This is a genomic window from Geobacter sp. SVR, from assembly GCF_016865365.1.
Taxonomy (GTDB): domain Bacteria; phylum Desulfobacterota; class Desulfuromonadia; order Geobacterales; family Pseudopelobacteraceae; genus Pelotalea.
In genome coordinates, this window is the sequence record NZ_AP024469.1 from 4,489,708 (window position 1) to 4,509,457 (window position 19,750).

17 protein-coding genes and 1 other annotated feature are annotated in these 19,750 nt (G+C 58.0%); of the genes, 8 read left to right on the top strand and 9 right to left on the bottom strand.

Annotated elements, in window-relative coordinates; translation table 11 throughout:
• The first annotated feature begins 13 nt into the window (after positions 1-13).
• Together GSVR_RS20925 and GSVR_RS20930 are read left to right on the top strand one after the other, a co-directional pair.
• Positions 14-529, top strand: coding sequence for a hypothetical protein (locus GSVR_RS20925; protein ID WP_173197508.1), 516 nt, complete (start codon positions 14-16; stop codon positions 527-529).
• Positions 529-2,328 carry an MXAN_6640 family putative metalloprotease gene (locus GSVR_RS20930; RefSeq protein WP_203978738.1) on the top strand — a complete coding sequence of 600 codons (1,800 nt, stop codon included), beginning with the start codon at positions 529-531 and terminating at the stop codon, positions 2,326-2,328. Before GSVR_RS20925 ends, GSVR_RS20930 begins: the two co-directional genes overlap by 1 nt.
• 467 nt (positions 2,329-2,795) lie before the next feature.
• Here GSVR_RS20930 and GSVR_RS20935 read toward each other — a convergent pair whose 3' ends face one another.
• The 4 genes from GSVR_RS20935 to GSVR_RS20950 form a co-directional block, all read right to left on the bottom strand.
• Complete coding sequence (locus GSVR_RS20935) at positions 2,796-5,069, bottom strand: hypothetical protein (protein ID WP_173197510.1); 2,274 nt, start codon at positions 5,067-5,069, stop codon at positions 2,796-2,798.
• 74 nt (positions 5,070-5,143) lie between these two features.
• Positions 5,144-5,980: a cytochrome C gene (locus tag GSVR_RS20940; protein WP_173197512.1), complete on the bottom strand. Its 837-nt coding sequence runs from the start codon at positions 5,978-5,980 to the stop codon at positions 5,144-5,146.
• 13 nt (positions 5,981-5,993) lie between these two features.
• A complete protein-coding gene (locus tag GSVR_RS20945; RefSeq protein WP_173197513.1) occupies positions 5,994-7,205 on the bottom strand; it encodes a hypothetical protein in 1,212 nt (403 codons plus the stop codon).
• Positions 7,206-7,817: 612 nt separating this feature from the next.
• Positions 7,818-9,377 carry a 2-isopropylmalate synthase gene (locus tag GSVR_RS20950; protein WP_173197515.1) on the bottom strand — a complete coding sequence of 520 codons (1,560 nt, stop codon included), beginning with the start codon at positions 9,375-9,377 and terminating at the stop codon, positions 7,818-7,820.
• Between the two features lie 84 nt (positions 9,378-9,461).
• Positions 9,462-9,721, bottom strand: a binding site (T-box leader).
• 157 nt (positions 9,722-9,878) lie between these two features.
• On the opposite strand from GSVR_RS20950, the gene GSVR_RS20955 reads away from it, so the two are divergent.
• Together GSVR_RS20955 and GSVR_RS20960 are read left to right on the top strand one after the other, a co-directional pair.
• Complete coding sequence (locus tag GSVR_RS20955; RefSeq protein ID WP_173197517.1) at positions 9,879-10,511, top strand: OmpH family outer membrane protein; 633 nt, start codon at positions 9,879-9,881, stop codon at positions 10,509-10,511.
• 38 nt (positions 10,512-10,549) lie between these two features.
• The gene (locus tag GSVR_RS20960; protein WP_173197519.1) at positions 10,550-10,981 is read left to right on the top strand and encodes an FKBP-type peptidyl-prolyl cis-trans isomerase; all 432 of its coding nucleotides are present in this window, start codon (positions 10,550-10,552) and stop codon (positions 10,979-10,981) included.
• Between the two features lie 76 nt (positions 10,982-11,057).
• On the opposite strand, the gene GSVR_RS20965 is transcribed toward GSVR_RS20960, so the two are convergent.
• Positions 11,058-12,950, bottom strand: a complete 1,893-nt coding sequence (locus GSVR_RS20965) for an ATP-binding cassette domain-containing protein (protein ID WP_173197529.1) — start codon at positions 12,948-12,950, stop codon at positions 11,058-11,060.
• 294 nt (positions 12,951-13,244) lie between these two features.
• On the opposite strand from GSVR_RS20965, the gene GSVR_RS20970 reads away from it, so the two are divergent.
• Complete coding sequence (locus tag GSVR_RS20970; protein WP_173197531.1) at positions 13,245-13,487, top strand: hypothetical protein; 243 nt, start codon at positions 13,245-13,247, stop codon at positions 13,485-13,487.
• A gap of 96 nt (positions 13,488-13,583) precedes the next feature.
• On the opposite strand, the gene GSVR_RS20975 is transcribed toward GSVR_RS20970, so the two are convergent.
• The 4 genes from GSVR_RS20975 to GSVR_RS20990 form a co-directional block, all read right to left on the bottom strand.
• Positions 13,584-15,257 carry a ribonuclease J gene (locus GSVR_RS20975; RefSeq protein WP_173197533.1) on the bottom strand — a complete coding sequence of 558 codons (1,674 nt, stop codon included), beginning with the start codon at positions 15,255-15,257 and terminating at the stop codon, positions 13,584-13,586.
• A gap of 139 nt (positions 15,258-15,396) precedes the next feature.
• A complete protein-coding gene (locus GSVR_RS20980; RefSeq protein ID WP_173197535.1) occupies positions 15,397-15,798 on the bottom strand; it encodes a tol-pal system YbgF family protein in 402 nt (133 codons plus the stop codon).
• Between the two features lie 38 nt (positions 15,799-15,836).
• A complete protein-coding gene (locus GSVR_RS20985) occupies positions 15,837-16,022 on the bottom strand; it encodes a hypothetical protein (protein ID WP_173197537.1) in 186 nt (61 codons plus the stop codon).
• Positions 16,022-16,726: a lysophospholipid acyltransferase family protein gene (locus GSVR_RS20990; RefSeq protein ID WP_173197539.1), complete on the bottom strand. Its 705-nt coding sequence runs from the start codon at positions 16,724-16,726 to the stop codon at positions 16,022-16,024. Before GSVR_RS20990 ends, GSVR_RS20985 begins: the two co-directional genes overlap by 1 nt.
• Positions 16,727-16,904: 178 nt before the next feature.
• Between GSVR_RS20990 and GSVR_RS20995 the strand changes: the two genes are divergently transcribed.
• The 3 genes from GSVR_RS20995 to GSVR_RS21005 all read left to right on the top strand — a co-directional run bounded on the left by GSVR_RS20995 (position 16,905) and on the right by GSVR_RS21005 (position 19,695).
• Entirely contained in the window at positions 16,905-17,390 is a 486-nt protein-coding gene (locus tag GSVR_RS20995; protein WP_173197541.1) for a ferritin family protein, read from the top strand.
• 82 nt (positions 17,391-17,472) lie between these two features.
• A complete protein-coding gene (pdhA, locus tag GSVR_RS21000) occupies positions 17,473-18,450 on the top strand; it encodes a pyruvate dehydrogenase (acetyl-transferring) E1 component subunit alpha (RefSeq protein ID WP_173197543.1) in 978 nt (325 codons plus the stop codon).
• Between the two features lie 258 nt (positions 18,451-18,708).
• Entirely contained in the window at positions 18,709-19,695 is a 987-nt protein-coding gene (locus tag GSVR_RS21005) for an alpha-ketoacid dehydrogenase subunit beta (RefSeq protein WP_173197545.1), read from the top strand.
• The last annotated feature ends 55 nt before the right edge of the window (positions 19,696-19,750 follow it).

The following is a 19,750-nucleotide window of genomic DNA, read 5'->3' on the forward strand; positions in this document are numbered from 1 at the left end:
AAAGGGGCTTTGCATGACTACCGCCAATATCCTTCTTCTGACGGGACTTTTGCTTGCGATAACCTTCGGAACAGCCTCAGCGGCTGCAAAACGACAGGGCACAGCCTGGAACTATTATCATTTCAACGGCCGTGCTTTCGTGGCCGGTCAGCCGGCAGATGTCCGGCCTTTTGTCGCCGTGCGGGAACGGTCGCTGCCGGTAGTGTTGACGCAGCCGGGGCCGGTCCAGCCTGCTCCTTTGGCAGCAGGCAAAGGGGCGGTTGTCGGCATCTGCTATATTCAGACCTCGGGCGGCAAGCTGGCGTCCTCCGGCACCGGCTATCAGCCCTGCCCCCGCCTGTCTCTACCAATATTTTCCGGCGCTTCGACAGTGACAACTGTTGAGACCGACCAAAACGGCTATTTTACGGCTGTACTCGATGCAGGCACCTACCGGATCGGCACCCCACCCATCTCGGCCGAGGTAACTGTTGAGGATGGCACAACTAAGCTTGTTCATCTTATGGCGGGCAAAAGGATGGTGGATTGATGCGGAAATTTTATATTTGGATGATGCTTGCGGTTATCGCCCTGGTGGCTCTGTGCCTACCGGCCTTTGCAGGAGTGCTGGACGACTACTACCTGCAGCAGTTCGGACACCCTACTAGTTATGGCCTGCAAAAGGCAGTGCTGGGGACGACTGAAGTGACGCAAGCTCGCTGCGGCACTCCGCTCAAGCGGGATCTGCAGCGCGACTGGAAATACCTCGAACCGGCAACCCAGAAGGTGCTGGCTTACGTGATATCCCCTCCGACGCTGAGCGATGTGTTGCCCTCCACTTCCGGTCGGTTTCTGATTCATTACACAACCACTGGTGCGAATGCGCCGGACATTGCTCTCATAAACCAATATACCAACCTCAATCTGCCCGACATAACAGCTTGGATACGATTGGTGGCCGACACCTTCGACAACGTGGCTGCAACCTACGCAGCCCGCGGCTGGAACTTGGCGCCCACAACGAATGATGCCCCCTATGACGTTTACCTGGTAAATCTCGCCCCCAATGGGATCTATGGTGACACTTACGGGGATGTTCCGACGTCTGGAGTCAGCGCACCGACCTACATAAGGATCGACAAGGATTTCGTTGGGAGTGTCTTCATGCCGCTCACATACACTCCCTTGCAGAGCCTTCAGGTAACTGCAGCCCACGAATACCATCATGCCATTCAGTACGGCTACAACTTCTTCTTTGATCGATGGTATGCAGAGGCAACTGCAACCTGGAACGAGGACGAACTCTACGACAGTGTCAATCAGCTCTACACCTACGTCCCCCCCTGGTTCAACAACAGCCGGCTTTCGCTGGATATCGTAACCAGCACCGCAACTGGCGGCGGCTACGGCCGCTGGATCTTCAACCGTTTCCTGGCGGAACGGTTCGACTCCGGTAACTCAGATATTATAAGGAAAATTTGGGAGACACTGCACGACCAGGGGCGACCACCCAACGCACAGGATTCCACCATAATTCCAATGACTCAGGTGCTCGACAGCGCGCTCACGTCGCAAAACAGTTCCTTGGCTGCGGAGTTTTTCGGGTTTACCAAGCGTGTCTACGACCGCAACTGGAGTTCGCATACCACCGATATCAGCCTCATCCCCTCCTATACTCCGGTCAGCACCTATGTCTCCTATCCGGTGAATGCCACCAGCTCTCCCGCGCCTGCGGTTACGCTGCCGCACTACTCTTTTGCCTTTTACAAGTTCGCTCCATCCGCTGCGGTTACCGATCTGACCATTACGGTCACCAAAGGCAGCGGTATTCAGGCTGCGGTCTTTAAAAAGGCCGCCGGAAGCATCAGCGAAGTAGCTGCCAATACCGGCGACACCTCCTTCACCATCCACGGTTTCGGCAGCCTGGATTCCACCTCGGACGAAGTCGTGCTGCTGCTCGTCAATACCACCACTGCCGACAACCAGACCGCCAGCTTCAGCACCGATGGCAGTGTCGCTTCGACCGGCGGAGGTGGTGGCGGAGGCGGTGGGGGCTGCTTTATCGCCACAGCCGCCTACGGCAGTTATCTGCATCCCCAGGTTCAGGTGTTACGCAATTTCCGTGACAATTATCTGCTGACCAATGCACCGGGACGGGCCTTCGTTGCGCTCTATTACCGCCTCAGCCCTCCGGCGGCCGATTTCATCGCCCGGCACGACATGCTGCGGCTGCTGGTGCGCCTGCTGTTGACGCCGCTGATCTTCACCATAGCCCACGCTGGCATGGTCGCCCTTGCCTCCGCCACCTGCCTGACAGGCTGGCTGTTCAGAAAAGCCTGCCTGCGATGAGTCCTCAGGGCCCCGCATCCTGCGGGGCCCTTTTCAGGATATTCACAAGTCCATCCCCACGCTTGATCAGAAGATTTCAGAAAGCCTTACTGACGGTAAGGCTCTTTCTCATCCGCGGTAATAAAAATCCCCCGTAACAGTTGCCCCCTGCTTCCTCGAACATGTTTTGCCTGTATGAGCGGGACGTCATGGGCAGCAGTAGGATCGCTCCTATCCCGCAGAGGCATCGCATGACAATATCACCCCACTGTTCTCGCTGCCGATCGAATCCGCCCGGACCATTGCTTGCTTTCCCCACAACCCGAAGTCGTATCATTGCTCATCTGCCAAGCCAGCTCTGTCATGGATCGGATCAGCCCTCGTTGGAAGCTTCCCGATTGATGCTCCGACAAAAAAATTGCCCCGGAATGCTCCGGGGCAATTTTTGACGGTGACTTCAAGAAGCACTTTTTGATCTTGAAGAAAGTCTACTGTCTGGCGTCGTATGTACCGCCGTACGTAGCAGGAGAACCTTTTACAAATGCACCGTAGTTGACCGATTGGCGCGTGCCGGCCGGACGGTTGGCAAGTAGCGTCGCCGGTGCCGGCAGAGTCAGCGGCGTCGGTCCGGCATTGATCATATTCTGGGCAGCAGTGATCTCCCCGGCGGTTGAATTATTGTAGAGATCCTCGTACGAATCCATCAGCAGCTGGATGACATACTTGTAGTTATGCACTGCCGCCGACTTGTTGGGCACCAGCGTGATGGAGGTGGTCGGCACCCGCACTCCCGCACCATTAAGCACGTATGTGGTGGAGCTTGGGGCAGACGGGTTGGCCTTGGCGGCTATGGCCAGGTTGAAGGCGGCCTTGTAGACAGGCAAAGTCCAGGCCGTGAAGGTGTTGCTGCTGCCGTGGTTGTCGGCCGTACCGTCGGGTGAGGTCAGCGCTACATTGAAGTAATAGGGATTGACCGTATCGTCGTAGAAAACCCCTTTGACGGCCAGGAGCGCCAACAGGTAATTCTGCAGGTCCTGTATCTGCGAACCGATCGAGACGCTGGCTGGGTTGCCACTGAAGTTGGTGGTATTGCCGGTTGCTCGGCCGCCTGCCAAGAAACCCTCACCCGGCTCAAGGGAGAGGCTGGTTGCCGCGGTGATGGCCGAGTGGCAGGGGTTGCAACTGGCTCCGTTCGGCCTCCAGGTATGGCCGCCGAGATTGACCGGCTCGGTGGCATTGGCCATGTGGCAGCCGGTGCAGTTTGTATTCTGATGTGGAACGTTGGCCGTGTAGGATTTGTTTGCGTATTCGTAGGCATTGGCGCCCCACAGCATGGCGGCCGTGCCGAGATAGTGGTTGTTCTTGAAATTGCCGGTAATGGTCCTGCCGGCGGCGAGCTTGTCCTTGAAGAGGCTGAGTCCGCTCTCCCTGCCCTGATGGCAGAAGATGCAGATCGATGCATTTCCTGCGTTGGTGGGCAGCGGCTGGGTATCCAGGAACACGTTGCCGAACACAATACCCAACCCGGCGCCGGAATAGTTGGTCATCACCGCAGGAGTGCGCACGTTCTTGGTATGACCTGCGCCATCGGCATGCGGGTCGTGGCAGGTGACGCAGACAGCGGTCGACTGGTTCCATACGATCGTCGGCTCGGCTGGGCGACGGGTGGTGGGATCGGGATTCATCATGGCCGGCGACGAGATGCCGTTGTGGCATTTCAGGCAGGTACCGGGGGCGGTGGTGCCCGGCAGGAACAGGTTGAGCGGATAGCTGCTGATGGCAATCTCGTTCCAGGGCACGCCCACCTTGTCGTTATGGGCCGAGCTCGACCACTGGCTATAGGTGTTCTCCTGATGAGTGGGGGTCTTAGCGTACTTGTAGAGCCCCTTTGTGTGGCACGCTGCGCAGATCAGGGCCGTGGTATTGAAGCGTGCCGGCACAACGGTCGAGGAGGACATGACTCTGAGCGTAGGGGCATTCCAGGGACCGGCACCGGCTATCTGCGACTTGCGGAAGACCGGCACATTGATGGTCGTGGCTCCTGCTGTTGCCGGATGTCCTACTTCGTGGCCATCATGGCAGGAGGCACAGGGAACCACCGGATTCGGCAGGTCATTTCTGTTCTCATTGCCTATACTTATAATCGCGCCGCTGAACGTGTTGAAGCTGTTGATCAGATTGCCGGCGGAGTCGTACCTGAACTGCTGATTCGAGTTGTGGCATACCGAACACTGCTCGATGTGCTGATTCTTGGTGACCGGCGTTGTTGTGCCGGCAACCACTTCAGGCACACCATGGTCCGAGGCCTGGCTGGTGCCGGTGGAACCCTGGAAGAAGAACCTGTCCGGGATCTGATCGGCATTGGCATGGGCCGTGGTATTGAATGCACTGAAGTCGCTATGGCATTGCTCGCAACGCTTGTGATCAGGCACCGGATAGGGCATGGGACCTATGCCCCAGTGCAGGCTGCCGCCACCGTGACAGTCCTCGCACCCGACGATCTCCGTATTGGTGGCCTGGTTGAAATGTACCGAACTTTTCCAGGCGCTCACGATGGTCCTGCCGTCGTTCGCTCCGCGCATCGTAACATCCTGCGTAAGAGCATGACAATTGTTGGTACAGGTATCCGATCCCACCTTCTGGGCATTCTGGACTGTCGTGGACTCGGCCTCCGTGCCCTCCTTCTTGCTTGACCCGCAGCCACCGAGCAGGAATGCCATCGCAAGCAGTGGCACTACGTTTACAAGAATCTTTTTCCGCATCGATGTACCTCCTCATGGGTTTTCGAGCTGGCTGACCAGCAGTTTCTCATCCGGAGTTCCCGACGTGAAGCGAACTAGAACCTGCCGGCGTCATGGCATTGGATGCAGCTTCTGCCGTTACCTCTGTCTTTCAGGTTGCCCTTGATGGAGCCCCAATTGCGTGGATGGGGGCTGACCTTGAGGCCCGTGCGGGCGCTGTGGCACTTGATGCAGACATTGCCGTCCTCATGGCAGCTCTGGCAGGACTGCAGATTGCGGCGGGCCTCTCGGGCGTGATCGCTGGACCATTGATGGGCCGGAACGACACTGTTGGGATGGCAGGTCGGACATTGCGACGGCTGGAAGTTTGCATGGGTGGGACCGTCGGGCTTCAGCTTGATATCGCTGAACTGGTGGCTGGTTATGTTGAATTTCAGCCTGTTGCCCGGGAACCTCGCGTGGCATTCATTGCAGTATCTCTGATCGTGGCAGCGGTAGCAATTTTGCGGGTTGTCCAGCGCCTTGATCGGATGGAGGACGCGGAAATCGCTGCGGTGGGTTTTCGGTTTGTAATCACGGCCGAAGTTCAACGTCGCGGGATTTTCCCCTGATCCGCCCCCCTGGTGGCAATCGAGGCAATAGGCTTGGTCATGGCACTGGCTGCAGTTGTTGCCGGGGTTGTCGGCCAAGACCCGGTGACCTCTGAAGAAATCGGCATCGTGGTTTGGCGCTACTCCTTCATCCTTATGACAGGCGTTGCAGTCTTTGATTTCAAGGTTGGCAATATTTGCATATTCCCGGTGATTCTCTTTTCTGTAGGACCCATTCTTGGAAGCCCCCTGCTTGTCGGCTTCCTTTTCAGCGTACGACTGCTGCTGGAGATACACCAGGACGAACCCCAGAAGCATGATAAAGAAAAAAATCCTTTTCACTGGTGACCCTCCTCTAAAAATCGTAGTTGAAGACTACCCGTCCCTGCCAGTCCGACGAAAAGTTGATATTGACGTTATCCTCCACCCGGACGGTGGTGGACATCCTGTTGTTAATGCGATACTTGCCACCGAACCAGTACTTCCTGGCATAATCTTCGTTGGTCAGCGAATCCCTCTTGATGACGTCGTACTGGATGCCACCCGCCAGCTCAAGAGAGTTGACAGGATAATAGAAAATCTCCGCAGTTCCGCCGTTCAGATTGCCGCCGTAACCGTTGCGTTTGTCGTAGCTGAGATTGATGGTCAGCTTTTTGTTCGGCTTGATGCTCGTCCCGATTTCGTACACGTCAGCGCTGGCTCCCTCGCTGTATTCTTGCCGGTTATAACCCCCACTGACCGAAATGTACTCGTTGATGCTATAGTCCGCGCGGAGAACCCCTTCCTGGTAGCGGTCCACAGCGAACACCGAGTAGATGGAGGTCGTGTCGAAGGTCGGATAACTCTGGAACCACTCACCCGTCAGGATCAGATCCGCTGTGGGGTAATATTTCACTCCGGCCAGCACCTCGTTGAAGACCTCGCTGGCCAAGTCGAACCGGGCATTGGCATATAGTTTAATGTTTTTGAAGAGGTACTGCTCAAAGGTTCCGCCTATAACATCCCGGGCCACATCCCCCTCGTCCAGTTTGCGGAACCAGGACAGTTCGGCATTGGTGTTCTTGAAGCCGGCCAGATGGGCGGCAAGGCCGTAAGCATAATCCCCTTCGTGACCGCTTTCGCTGTTCAGGCTGAACACCACATTTCGCCCACCCATGGCAGAAAATTCGATTGGCCCGATATTCCTCAAATCAATCCTGCCACCGTCGATCAGTGCAGTACCGGCGGCATAATTGACCCACTGCCGGCCGACCCTTATATCGACTTTGTCATAGAGCCCCCTGTAATCACCGTACAAGTAGTAGAGCCGCCCGCTCAAGCCTTCGCCGTTGCGCACGTCCTGACTTACGCGGCCGTACCCTTCGATTGAGAACTTACCGGCCTTGTCGATATTCGTTATCGACATGTTCAGATACTCGGCAAACTCAGCCTGCTTGTTCCCATCGAAGAAATTGTTGAACCACAAAAACTGGGTGGAGCTTCTGCCGTGCACATCCGCCGACCAAGCCGTCGATGCAGCCAGGAACGGTGCGCAGACAAGCAACCGGACAATCCATAGTCTGCCCATCAAGTCGACCTCCTTTCCAGTTGATTCTTCCTGACAAACAGTTGCAGCGGGAATGATGAACTCAAAAGCGAGAGGCGCCGATAGCGGCGGACATTATATGGATTGTACGTAAACAATCAGGCACATAGACATGAGAGGGATCCAGTCCACACCATTAGTATTCATTTATTATGCCTAATGTTTTTTGCTGAAATAACGTGAGGTTATGCCGAGCAGGAAAGAATGCAGGTGTAAAGATGTGTAAGGGACGGATCGGACAAACTTGTAATATGCTTTATTTTCAACAACTTACTATCAGATTAATTTTTTGTGCATAGTTAATAAATCCGACAGAGGGCCGTTGCCCTGTCAGGTATGGCGACAGGTGCACTCGCTTGTAGCAGTCCTCTGCCTACGGATTACTTCTCGCGGCGGGATCATGGTTGTTCCGGTCCGATCTCCGGATGATCTACACTGTGCAGGCCTGAGATGGAGAATGTGAAACCTCTCTGGATGATAAAAAGAAGGCCCCTGCAGCTTTATCTGCAGAGGCCTTTTACACGTGCATAATTTCAACAAGGTTTCATCTTACTGCTTTCGTTTCATACCTATAGTATCCGACGGGTTCCGTGGTCACACCCCTTCCGGCATCCGTTTCTGCTTGTAGTTCAGCCTATTGAGAGCATGAATATAGGCCTTGGCAGAGGCTTCGATGATGTCGGTGGAAGAGCCTTTGCCCACCACGACATGCTGGCCTTCGGCAACACGTACCGTGACCTCACCCTGGGCATCGGTGCCGCCGGTGATGGAGCCGACGTTGTACTGCATCAGACTGGCTTTGGTCTTGGACAGTTTCCTGATCGCCTTGAGGGTGGCGTCCACCGGACCGTCCCCCAATTCGGCGGTACGCACAGCATTGCCCTCGATCTCCATCTGCACGGTGGCGGTGGCCACGGCAAAGGAACCGCAGGTAACGGTGATGTGGCCAAGCTTGTATTTCTCCTCTTCCCGCGCCTCATCAGCCACAATGGCGTCCAGATCCTCGTCGAAAACCTCTTTCTTCAGGTCGGCCAGGGCCTTGAAGCGCTCGAAGGCGCGATTGAGCTTTTCGCCGTCCAGATCATGACCGAGTTCCTCCAGGCGCTTCTTGAAGGCATGGCGGCCGGAGTGCTTGCCCAGCACCAGCGCGCTGGCGGAAAGTCCCACTGATTCGGGTGTCATGATTTCGTAGGTCGACTTCTCCATCAGCATGCCGTGCTGGTGGATTCCGGATTCGTGGGCAAAGGCATTGGCGCCGACCACCGCCTTGTTGGGCTGCACCGCTATGCCGGTGATGTTGGAGAGCAGACGGCTGGAAGGGGTCAACTGCTCCGTCGCGATATTACAGGCGAAGGGGAGAATGTCGCCGCGTGTCTTGAGGATCATGACGAACTCTTCCAGGGAGCAGTTGCCGGCCCGTTCACCGATGCCGTTCAGCGTGCACTCGACCTGGCGCGCTCCGGCCTGGACCGCGGCAACCGAGTTGGCCACAGACAGGCCCAGGTCATTGTGACAGTGGACCGAGATGATAGCCTTGTCGATGTTGGGCACGTTGTCCTTCAAGTACTTGATGATGTTGAAGTATTCGAAGGGGATCGTATAACCGACCGTATCGGGAATGTTGACCGTGGTAGCACCGGCAGCGATCACCGCCTCGACCACTTCGGCCAGGAACGGCAGCCTGGTGCGCACGGCATCCTCGCAAGAGAACTCGACGTTGGGAGTATAGCCGGCTGCCCGCTTGACCGCCTTGACCGCCGACTCCAGCACCCTGCCCGGCTCCATCTTCAGCTTGTATTTCATGTGGATGTCGGAGGTGGCGATGAAGGTGTGGATGCGCCCCTTTTCGCCGGCATACTTGAGCGCCTCCCAGGCGCGGTCGATGTCCTTGTCGTTGGATCGGCACAGACCGGCAATCTGGGGACCCTTGATCATCTGGGCCACCTTTTTGACCGCCTCGAAATCCCCCTCCGATGCAATCGGGAAGCCGGCTTCAATTACGTCCACGTTGAGCTTCTGCAGCTGCTTGGCAATCCGCAGCTTTTCCTCGATATTCATGCTGTTGCCGGGCGACTGTTCGCCGTCCCGCAGGGTGGTATCGAAAATCCTGATGATCTGCCTGTCGTCCTGTTTCTTTGCCGGTGCCTTTGCCATGCGTGCGCTCCTTTCTTTGTTTCCGGGCCCTGTTACGTGATGCCTGTCTTGTCGGCGATCTGAAAATAAAAATGCCTCCGCCCCACAAGGGGCGAAGGCATGAGCTTTCGCGGTACCACCCTAATTCGCCTGACAATCGTGCCGTCAGACCTTCGTACACCCTTTACGCGGGAGAACGGTTCCTTCTACTTGCCCACAAATGCCGGTGCAAAAGCTCTTGATCGGCACTTCGGTTTCAAAGAAACGGCTCGGAGGCGAGTTCGTCATCTGCGCTTACCGGTTCGCACCACCCACCGGCTCTCTGGAAAGCTTCAACGACTACTACTCCTCTTCACTGCCTTTACGTATTTGTGCATGATAGAGAAAAGAATCCGACAAAGTCAAGGTCTTTTGTGCCGCTGAAACGGGGCCCGCAGGAGAATTCTTTAAAAACCAGGTTGTCTACTCCACCAAAAGGCACTATGCTTTGAAACTTACAAATCCATCTGCGCGAGGAAAACGATGATCTCACCTGCCATGCGACTGCTGCTTGCCCTGCTGGTCTGCGCACTGCCTGCCCAAGGCTTTTCCGCAGAAACCACCGCCGCCGAACCCAAACCCTCAACCACGCAACAGGCTGCTTCTCCGGCTGACCCTGTACCTGCGCCGAAACCAGCCACGGCCGCCGGTACGCCCCAGCCGTTACGGCTCGGCTATGTGGAATTGACCAGAATGGGGACCGACTCCGAACTGGGCAAGGCCTCCCGTGCCAAGGCCCAGGAAAAACAGCAAAAGCTGGAGGCCCAGCTCGAGTCCAAACGGAAGCAGCTCGACAAGCAGAAAACGGCCCTGGAAGCGAAAATCGCCACCATGACGCCTGCCCAGAAACAGACGAAAGCGAAGGAATTCCAGAAAAAGGTCGAGGAGTTTCAGGCTACGGTGCTCAAAGCGGAAAAGGAACTGCAGAGCCTGCAGATGGACCTGGAGAACACCCTTTCCAAGGCGGTCGAACAGGCCGCGACGGAATACGGCAAGACCAACGGTCTGGCGCTGGTGGTCGTCAAACGCGAACTGCTCTACGTGGATTCGGGCGTCGCTGCCGAGGACGTTACCGACGGCATCTTGAAACTGATGGATGCCAAATACAAAAAGTAGTGAATCTGCATCATATTTTATAATTTGGGAGGACCTGAATGAGATTTCTGATCAGAATGATGGTATGCCTGACTTTGGCGGCGCTGCCGGCTGCGACTGCCCTTGCCGCGGAGTCCAAAACCGGGAAAACCGTTACCACCCCGTCCGGCCTCAAGTACACCGACGTGGTGGTCGGCAAGGGCGCCTCTCCGGTGGCTGGCAAACGGGTTACGGTGCATTACACCGGCACGCTGGAAAACGGCAAGAAGTTTGACAGCTCCGTTGACCGCAAGGAGCCGTTCACCTTCGTGATCGGCGTGGGACAGGTCATTCCCGGCTGGGACGAGGGGGTCATGACCATGAAGGTGGGTGGCAAGCGCAAACTGGTCATCCCGGCCAAACTCGGCTACGGCAAACGGGGCGCCGGCGGGGTGATCCCCCCCAATGCCACATTGCTGTTCGATGTGGAACTGCTCGACGTAGAGAAATAGCTCTTTCGATTATCATCAAACAAAAGCCCGCTGATGCGGGCTTTTGTTTGATGGTGATAGCGGGCGGTGATCCTCCCTATCCTTTCAGTTCCTCCAGTTCCTCCCAACGCTGATAAACACGCACCAGCTCTTCCTCCAGCTCCGACAAACGCGTATTGACTGTCACAATCTCTCCCCCCGCCGATTTGTAGAAATCGGGGTCGGACAAACGGACATGCAGCCCCTGCTGTTCCTCTTCCAGTGCGGCGATCCTCTCCGGTAGAGCCTCCAGTTCGCGCTCCTCCTTGAAACTCAGCTTGCGGGGGCGCTCCTTCTGGGGACGGGCACGTTCTGCAGCCGTGCGGGAGGTCGGTGCAACCGCAGGCGCAGTCTCGGAAGCGGCCTGGCGCTGCCAGTCATCATAGCCCCCCACGTATTCCCGCACCTCTCCTCCGCTCCCCACCGCCAGGGTACTGGTCACGACGTTGTTCAGGAAATCACGGTCATGGCTGACCAGGAGCAGCGTACCGGGGTAGTCCAGCAGCAGGTCCTCCAGCAGCCCCAGGGTTTCCGCGTCCAGATCGTTGGTCGGCTCGTCCATGACCAGTACGTTGGAGGGCTTGGTGAACAGCTTGGCCAGCAGCAGCCGGTTGCGCTCGCCGCCGGAGAGGATGCGGACCGGGCTGCGGGCCCGTTCCGGTGAAAACAGGAAATCCTGCAGATACCCTATGATGTGGCGGCTGGCTCCGTTGATGAGCAGGGTATCGTTGCCGTCACCGACATTGTCCTGCACGCTTTTGTTCAGGTCCAGCTGTTCGCGCATCTGGTCGAAGTAGAGCACTTCACGCCGGGTACCGAGCCTGATGGTGCCCTGCTGCGGTGCCAGCTCCCCCAGAAGCAGCCGCAGCAGCGTAGTCTTGCCCGAGCCGTTGGGGCCGATGATCCCGATCCGGTCGCCGCGCATGATCGTGGTGGAGAAGGCCTGGATGACCGGCCGGCCGTCATAGCTGAAAGCAACCTTATCGGCCTCGGCCACCAACGCGCCGGAACGATCGGCCTCCTGCAACTGGATCCTGGCCGTGCCGACCCGTTCGCGCCGCTGGCGGCGCTCATCGCGCATCTTCTGCAGCGCCCTGACGCGCCCTTCGTTCCTGGTCCGGCGCGCCTTGATCCCCTGGCGGATCCAGGCTTCCTCCTGAGCCAGTTTCTTGTCGAACTGTGCCTGGCGGATGATCTCCGCCGCCAGCAAATCCTCGCGGCGTTCGACAAAGGCATCGTAACCACAGGCAAAGGCATAGACCCGGCCGCGGTCCAGTTCAGCCACCCGGTTCGACAATCGCCGCGCAAAAGCACGGTCATGGGTCACGAACAGCACGGTCCTGACCTCGCGCAGCAGGAAGTCCTCCAGCCAGAGCACCGTATCGATATCGAGGTGGTTGGTCGGTTCGTCCAGAAGCAGGATATCGGGCGCGGACACCAGGGCATGGGCCAGCAGGGCCCGGCGTTTGGTGCCGCCGGAGAGCAGGGAAAAATCGGCATCCGGGTCAAGCTGCAAACGATCCAGGACCTGGTTCACCGTCTGATGCAGATGCCAGCCACCGCACTCTTCCAGCGCGTGCTGCAGCGCATTCAGCCGGTCCAGCAGCGTCTCGTCCCCTTCCAGCGACAACTGATGCGCCACATGGTGGTATTCGGCCAGCAGCTGGGCCGCATTGCCCATGCCGGAAGCGACCACATCGAACACGCTGCCGGATAATCCCGGAGGAGGCTCCTGGGAGACCAGTGAAACCCGCAGCCCCTGCTGGCGGATGACCTCCCCCTGTTCGACCGCCAGTTCTCCGGCAATGAGTTTCAAAAGTGTCGATTTGCCGGTGCCGTTGCGCCCCAGCAGGCACAGCCGGTCCCCCGGTTCGATCTGCAGAGTGAGATCGTCGAAGAGCGGCGGTCCGCCAAATGCCAGTCCGATATTGCGAAGCGTGAGAAGTGCCACGATAACTCCGGGAAATGATTGATGCGGCTCCGGGAACCAGTGCCGGAAGCAAATGTTTCTTATCTTCATCTTTTTGTTCTCACCCGTCAACCGGGTTGATGGTGAGGGATGCCATACCGCATTTCCTCTGGAGAGGCACCGAATACCTCGTTTGCGGTATAAGCTCGAGAGGCCGGTACATGCCTTAAGATGCAATCGGCTATATTTCAACTACTTACAAATAAATCTAAACCTGGCACAGCTTCTGCAATTATTCGGTCATAATCTACACCACTCTTTTTGGAGGCATCACCAATGAAAAAGATCGTATCCAGCATCATCGCCACCCTCGTAGCCGTTTCCTTCTCCGCCGTTGTTTTCGCTGCTGACGCTGCCAAGCCGGCTGCTCCGGCTGCTACCGAAGCTCCTGCTGCTGGCGAAGTGAAAAAAGAAGAGAAGAAACCGGCTAAGAAGAAAAAAGCCAAAAAAGCTAAGAAAGCTGCTGAGCCGAAGAAAGAAGAAGCTCCTGCTGCAACTGCTGCTCCTGCTGCTAAGTAATTTTTTCTTCACCGGTTACAGAAAAGGCCGCATCTTCGGATGCGGCCTTTTTGTTTTGCGCTCTGAAAACCGGCACGATGGCCGGGCAACGAAGGGCTACATCTCCATGATCACCGGCAGGATCACCGGACGGCGCTCGATGGTCTTCTTGAAAAAACGCCGCAGCGCCTGGCGTACCGCCTGTTTGACCTCTTCACAATCGCAGCGCATCTCCTCGTTCAACTCATCCAGGCTGGCGGTCACGACCGCCCGGGCCTCCTCCAGATAGTCCCGGCTCTCGTCCTCGAAAACGAACCCGCGCGAAACGATGTCCGGTCCATGGATGATGGCGCCGCTGGTCTGGTTGATGCCGATAATGACCACCACCATGCCGTCCTCTGAAAGATGCTTGCGATCCTTCAGCACGATGGCGCCCACATCGCCGATCCCCTTGCCGTCCACGAATACCCGTCCCGACTCGACCTTTTCGACGATCGCTGCCGTTTCGGCATAAAAGGAAACTACATCGCCGTTGGTGGCCAGCAGGCAGCGCTCTTCGGGAATGCCGACCCGCTGGGCCAGCTGGATATGCTTGATCAGATGGCGGTATTCGCCGTGGATCGGAATGAAAAAGCGCGGCTGAACGGTGTTGAGCATCAGCTTGAGCTCTTCCTGGCTGGCATGCCCGGAAACGTGTACCTCCGATACCCGTTCATGGTAGACCTCGGCCCCGCGCCGGTAGAGGTGATTGATCAGCTCCGAGATGGTGCGCTCGTTGCCGGGGATCACGCGGGAGGAGAGGATCACCGTGTCACCCTTGGCCAGCTTGATCTGCTTGTGGTCGTCCATGGCGATGCGGATGAGCGACGACATCGGCTCTCCCTGGCTGCCGGTGGAGATGATGCAGACCTGTTCCGGCGGCAGGTGTTCGAGCTCCCGCAGGTCCATCAGCGCTTCGTCCGGAATCGTCAGATAGCCCAGTTCCCGGGCGATGCGCACGTTGGCGACCATGGAGCGGCCGTTCAGCAGAATCCGGCGGCCATTGCGGATGGCCACGTCCGCCACCTGCTGCACGCGATGAATGCTGCTGGAAAAGGCGGCCACGATCACGCGCCCCCGGCACTTGGGGAAGATCTCGGCCAACGCCTCGCCGACATACTTCTCCGAAAGGGTGAAGCCCTCGCGTTCCACATTGGTGGAGTCGGACAAGAGCGCCAAAACCCCCTCTTCGCCATAGCGGGAGAGACGCGCCAGGTCGGTCAGCTGGCCGTCCACGGGGGTGTGATCGATCTTGAAGTCGCCCGTGTGGATCACTACCCCTTCCGGGGTCGTGATGGCCAGGGCGCAGCCGTCCACGATCGAGTGCGCCACCCGCAGGAACTCCACCCGGAAACATCCCAGCTCGACCGTTTCGCGCGGCCGGACGGTGACCAGCTCGACGGCGCCATCCAGTTTGTATTCCCGCAGTTTTTCATTGACGAAGCCCAGGGTCAGGGCCGAGCCGTAGACCGGGACGTTCAGTTCCTGCAGGACAAAAGGCAGCGCACCGATATGGTCCTCATGGCCATGGGTCAGACAGATGGCGCGGACCTTGTCGCTGCGCTCCCTGAGCCAGGTTATGTCCGGGATGACGTAGTCGATCCCCAGCATGTCCGGTTCCGGAAACATCAGGCCGCAGTCGACGATGACGATGTCGTCTCCGCATTCGTAGGCCATGATGTTCATGCCGATCTCGCCCAGTCCCCCCAGGGGGATGATGTTGAGAGCGGCTGTCGCTGTCGATTCAGTCATGGGAATTCTTTCAGGTTGCAGTTGATGGGCCAAGCTGTTGGAAAACGTGACGAGGACTCAAGGATGCACGGTACAACGAACAAGGGAGCGGGAAACTGCTGTTCTTCGTTGAGCCCCGTAGCGGTTTTCCAGCTGTCTGCTAACGTTCCCGCAGCAGCGGCACCAGGGCGCGGATCTTCTCGTCGCAACGTTCGATCCAGTCCTGCCCCGGTGTTTTCAGCCAATGGGCGGCATAAAAGGAGCTACGCAGGGCGCGGTAGGCGATCAGCGCCCGGGCGATGTCTCCCTGGCGCTCGCTCTGCTCGCCAAGGCTCCAGAGCTGTCGGGCGGCCTGTTCGATGGTGGGATCAAAGGGAACGAACATATGGATGGCTGATTCGTAACCAGCCACCGCACCGGTGAAATCGCCCCTTTGCAGAGCAGCCTCCCCCAGGGCGAACTGTTGGTGCAGCCGCCACCAAGTGGTAGCCGTGAACAGCAGGCCGCACAGGACTACGATCACAACCCCGTTCAGCAGTATATATCTGACACGCTCTGTCATAAAACCTTCTCGACCTCTGGTACGACCCTCAAGCGGCCTCAGCCGAAAAAGTGCGGTACGCACACAAGCAGGATGCCGATCGCCGTTACTATCACGCCGGCCAGCACTGCGCAGGCGGCCAGGATATCCTTGGGAGGGCTCAGGCGATGGGCCGCCGGCAGGCCCCATACCACCGCGGCCAGACCGCAGATAATCAGGGGAATGTATTTGATGCCTGCGTACATCAGACCTCCAGTGCCGAACCGATGGCAGTCCGGACCTGTTCCATCAACCGGTTTTCAGCCTCGGACCGTGATGCGGCGGACGCAGGCATTACCGCCGGATGGAGCGTGATGGTGATTGCACCGCGGTAAATCCTGGTTCGTCCGGCCGGATTGACCCTGCCGCTGCCGTTGATCGTAACGGGAATCACCGGCACGCCGGCCTTGAGTGCCAACAGGAAACCACCCCGCTTGAAGGGCAGCAACCGGCAGTCGAGCGAACGGGTTCCTTCGGGAAACATGACCACGCTCTTGCCGGACCGGATCACAGCGGCGGCGCTGTCCATGCTCTTCAGGGCCTGGCGGCCGTCGCTGCGATCCAGGGGTATATAGCCCCCCCGTCTCATGGAAGCCCCGAACACCGGGATATCAAACAGCTCCTTCTTGGCGATCAGGTTGATCTGGCGCGGCATTGAGGCCAAGAGTGCCAGGATGTCAAAATTGCTCTGGTGATTGCTCATGAAAATCACCGGTCCGTCCGGCAAATTCCGGGCGCCCCGCACGACCACCGGAACATGAACCAGCCCGAGGGAAAGACGCGCCCACCAGCGCGCGTGAAAGGCATAGGCCCGACCGCTGGCATCCACGAGGCTGCACAGCAGCGCGCTGGCCGCAAACAGAAAGGTAAGAGGGATGAACAGCGACAGAAACAGGTATGCGCGTACCATGCGGAAGCTCCAAGATTAACCTGTGTAACTTACTTGGTTCACCGTCATGAGTCAACAAAATGTGATTGCCCGGTTCCGCGCCTTTGTGAGGCCGCTTTTGTTAACAAACCCGATCATGGTATCATTATTCAGACACAGCGCCGTTTGAGGCCCCGGCCCCAGACGGAAAGGAGGATGTATGAACATCATCGAATGCACCATCGCCATGAAGCAAGGGACTCACGCGCATTACCGGCGATTGGCTGAGGCAGTAGGAGACACGGAACTGCAACGCCTGTTCTCGTTGCTGGCGGATGAGGAACAGAAACACATCGGTCTGCTGCAGAAAATCAACAGCAGAGTGCGGCCGACCAGCGACGAACTGACCGCCCTTGAGGCGAGCGTATGTGCTTACCGGCCAATGCTGAACGAAGCCGACCTGAACGCCGAACTGGACCGTGACCCTGACGCCTTTCGTCATGTGGTCAAAGATGAAGAGGAAACCATCGAGTTTTTCGACCTTCTGGCCAGGGAGTGCCAGGATGCCAGGATGAAGAAACTCTGTCTGCTGCTGGCCAGACAGGAGCGCAAGCACCTGGCAACCGTCGAAAACATCTACGACTTTGTGGAAGAACCGAGGACGTACCTGGAGTGGGGCGAATTCAGCAACCTGCATAAACTGTAGCGCCAGTGGGCCGTGCCCCGGTGAACTTGCGAAGCCTTTGTAACATGGGATAATAGGGAAAGCCGTTCGCCGGGGAGGGATCATGGAAACGACATTGCGCCGGGTCCTGCCGGACCAGGAGTTGATCAGGCTCTACGAGCAGATGTTCCTTTCGCGCGAATTCGAGGAGCGGTGTGCCGAGCAGTACTCCAAAGGGCACATCACCGGATTCCTGCATCTCTACAGCGGTCAGGAGGCGGTGGCGGTCGGGGCTACGGCGGGATTGCACCGGGATGATTACATCCTCTCCGCCTACCGCGAGCATGCCCAGGCCATCGTACGCGGAGCGGAGCCGCGACGGGTGATGGCCGAACTGTTCGGCAAGGCTACCGGCATCTGCAAGGGCAAGGGGGGCTCCATGCACCTCTTCGATCCCTCGCTGAACTTCATGGGGGGCTACGCCATCGTGGGGGGGCAATTTCCGATCTCGGTCGGCCTGGCATTCGCCTCTCGCTATCGGGGTGAGGACCGCATCGCAGCCTGTTTCTTCGGCGACGGCGCCGTCAATCAGGGCACCTTCCACGAATCCCTCAACTGGGCCCAGCTGTGGCAACTACCGGTGCTGTTCATCTGCGAGAACAACTTCTACGGCATCGGCACCGAACTTCACCGTTCCTCTGCCCTCGCCTCGATCCACCGCCGCACCTGCGGCTATGATATCCCCTCCGAAAAAGTGGATGGCATGGACGTGATCGCCATGTACAAGGCGGTCAGGCATGCCGCCGAAAAAGTCCGCGAAACCGGCCGCCCTCATTTCATCGAAGCCACCACCTACCGTTTCCGGGGACATTCCATGTCCGATCCCGGCAAGTACCGCTCGGCAGCCGAACATGAACTATGGAAGACCCGAGACCCTTTGCCCAATTATGCCCGCCGCCTGATCCAGGAAGATATTGCCACGCGGGAGGCGCTGGATGCCATCGAGGCCCGCTGCAAGACGATCATAGACGAGGCGGTCGCCTTTGCGGAGCAATCCCCCTGGCCGGAGGATGCGGAGGTCTTTAACGATATTTACGTGTGAATTTTAAAATCTAACATCTGCACAGAGACGCAGAGACACAGGGGTGTTGCATATATGTCGGATTCGTAACTCCCCCTGTCCCCCTCTTATCCTAAGAGGGGGAACGTGCTGTCAGGGCACTGCTGAAATTCCACCGGCAGTCCGCCGAAGCGTCCTCCCCTTAGACTAAGGGGACCCACAGGGCCTAAAGAGGACAGGAGGGGTTACCGATTTTCTCCGTGTCTCCGTGGCAGACGTCCGGTTGTATGGAGGGTGGTCATGTCCGTTTTAACATACCGTGATGCGCTCAATCTGGCGCTGAAGGAAGAGATGCGCCGCGACCCGTCGATGGTGGTCTGGGGGGAGGATGTGGCCTTGTACGAAGGCTCCTTCAAGGTCACCCGCGGACTGCTGGCCGAATTCGGCGAAGAACGGGTCAAGGATACCCCCATCTCCGAGAACACCATTGTCGGCGTGGCGGTGGGGGCAGCCATGGGGGGCCTGCGGCCGGTCATCGAGCTGATGACGGTCAATTTCGCTCTTTTGGCCATGGACCAGATCATCAACCACATGGCCAAGATCCGTTCCATGTTCGGCGGCCAGACCTTCCTGCCGATGACCATCCGCATGCCCGGCGGCGGGGGCAGCCAGCTGGCGGCCCAGCACTCCCAGAGCCTGGAGACCTACTTCATGCACTGTCCCGGCCTGCGGGTGCTCTATCCGGCCACACCATCCGATGCCAAGGGGCTGCTCAAGACCGCCATCCGTGACAATAACCCGGTCATCTTCCTGGAACACGAACTGCTCTACAACAGCAAGGGGGAAGTGCCGGAAGATCCAGAGTTCCTGATACCGGCAGGCCAGGCCGAAATCAAACGGCCGGGCGAGCATGTCACCATCGTGGCCTATGCCCGCATGACGATTCTGGCCCTGCAGGCAGCGGAGGAGTTGGAGCGGGATGGGATCTCCTGCGAGGTGGTGGATCTGCGCAGCCTGGCGCCGCTGGACGAAGAGACCGTCATCGCCTCGGCCACCAGGACCGGCCGGGCCGTGGTGGTGGATGAATGCTGGCGCACCTGCGGCCTGGGGGCCGAGATCGCCAGCCGCATCTTCGAGCGCTGTTTCGATCGGCTGCAGGCGCCGGTCAAACGCGTATCGGGGCTGGATGTGCCGATGCCCTATTCGCGCAAGATCGAGCGGATCTGCATTCCTCAGACGGAGACGATCGTTCAGGCAGTCAAAGATGTAATGTCCGGCCGCTACTAGATAGGCTGAAAAACAGGTTGCTCAAAAATAGTCAGATCGTCGCACCCGCACAAGA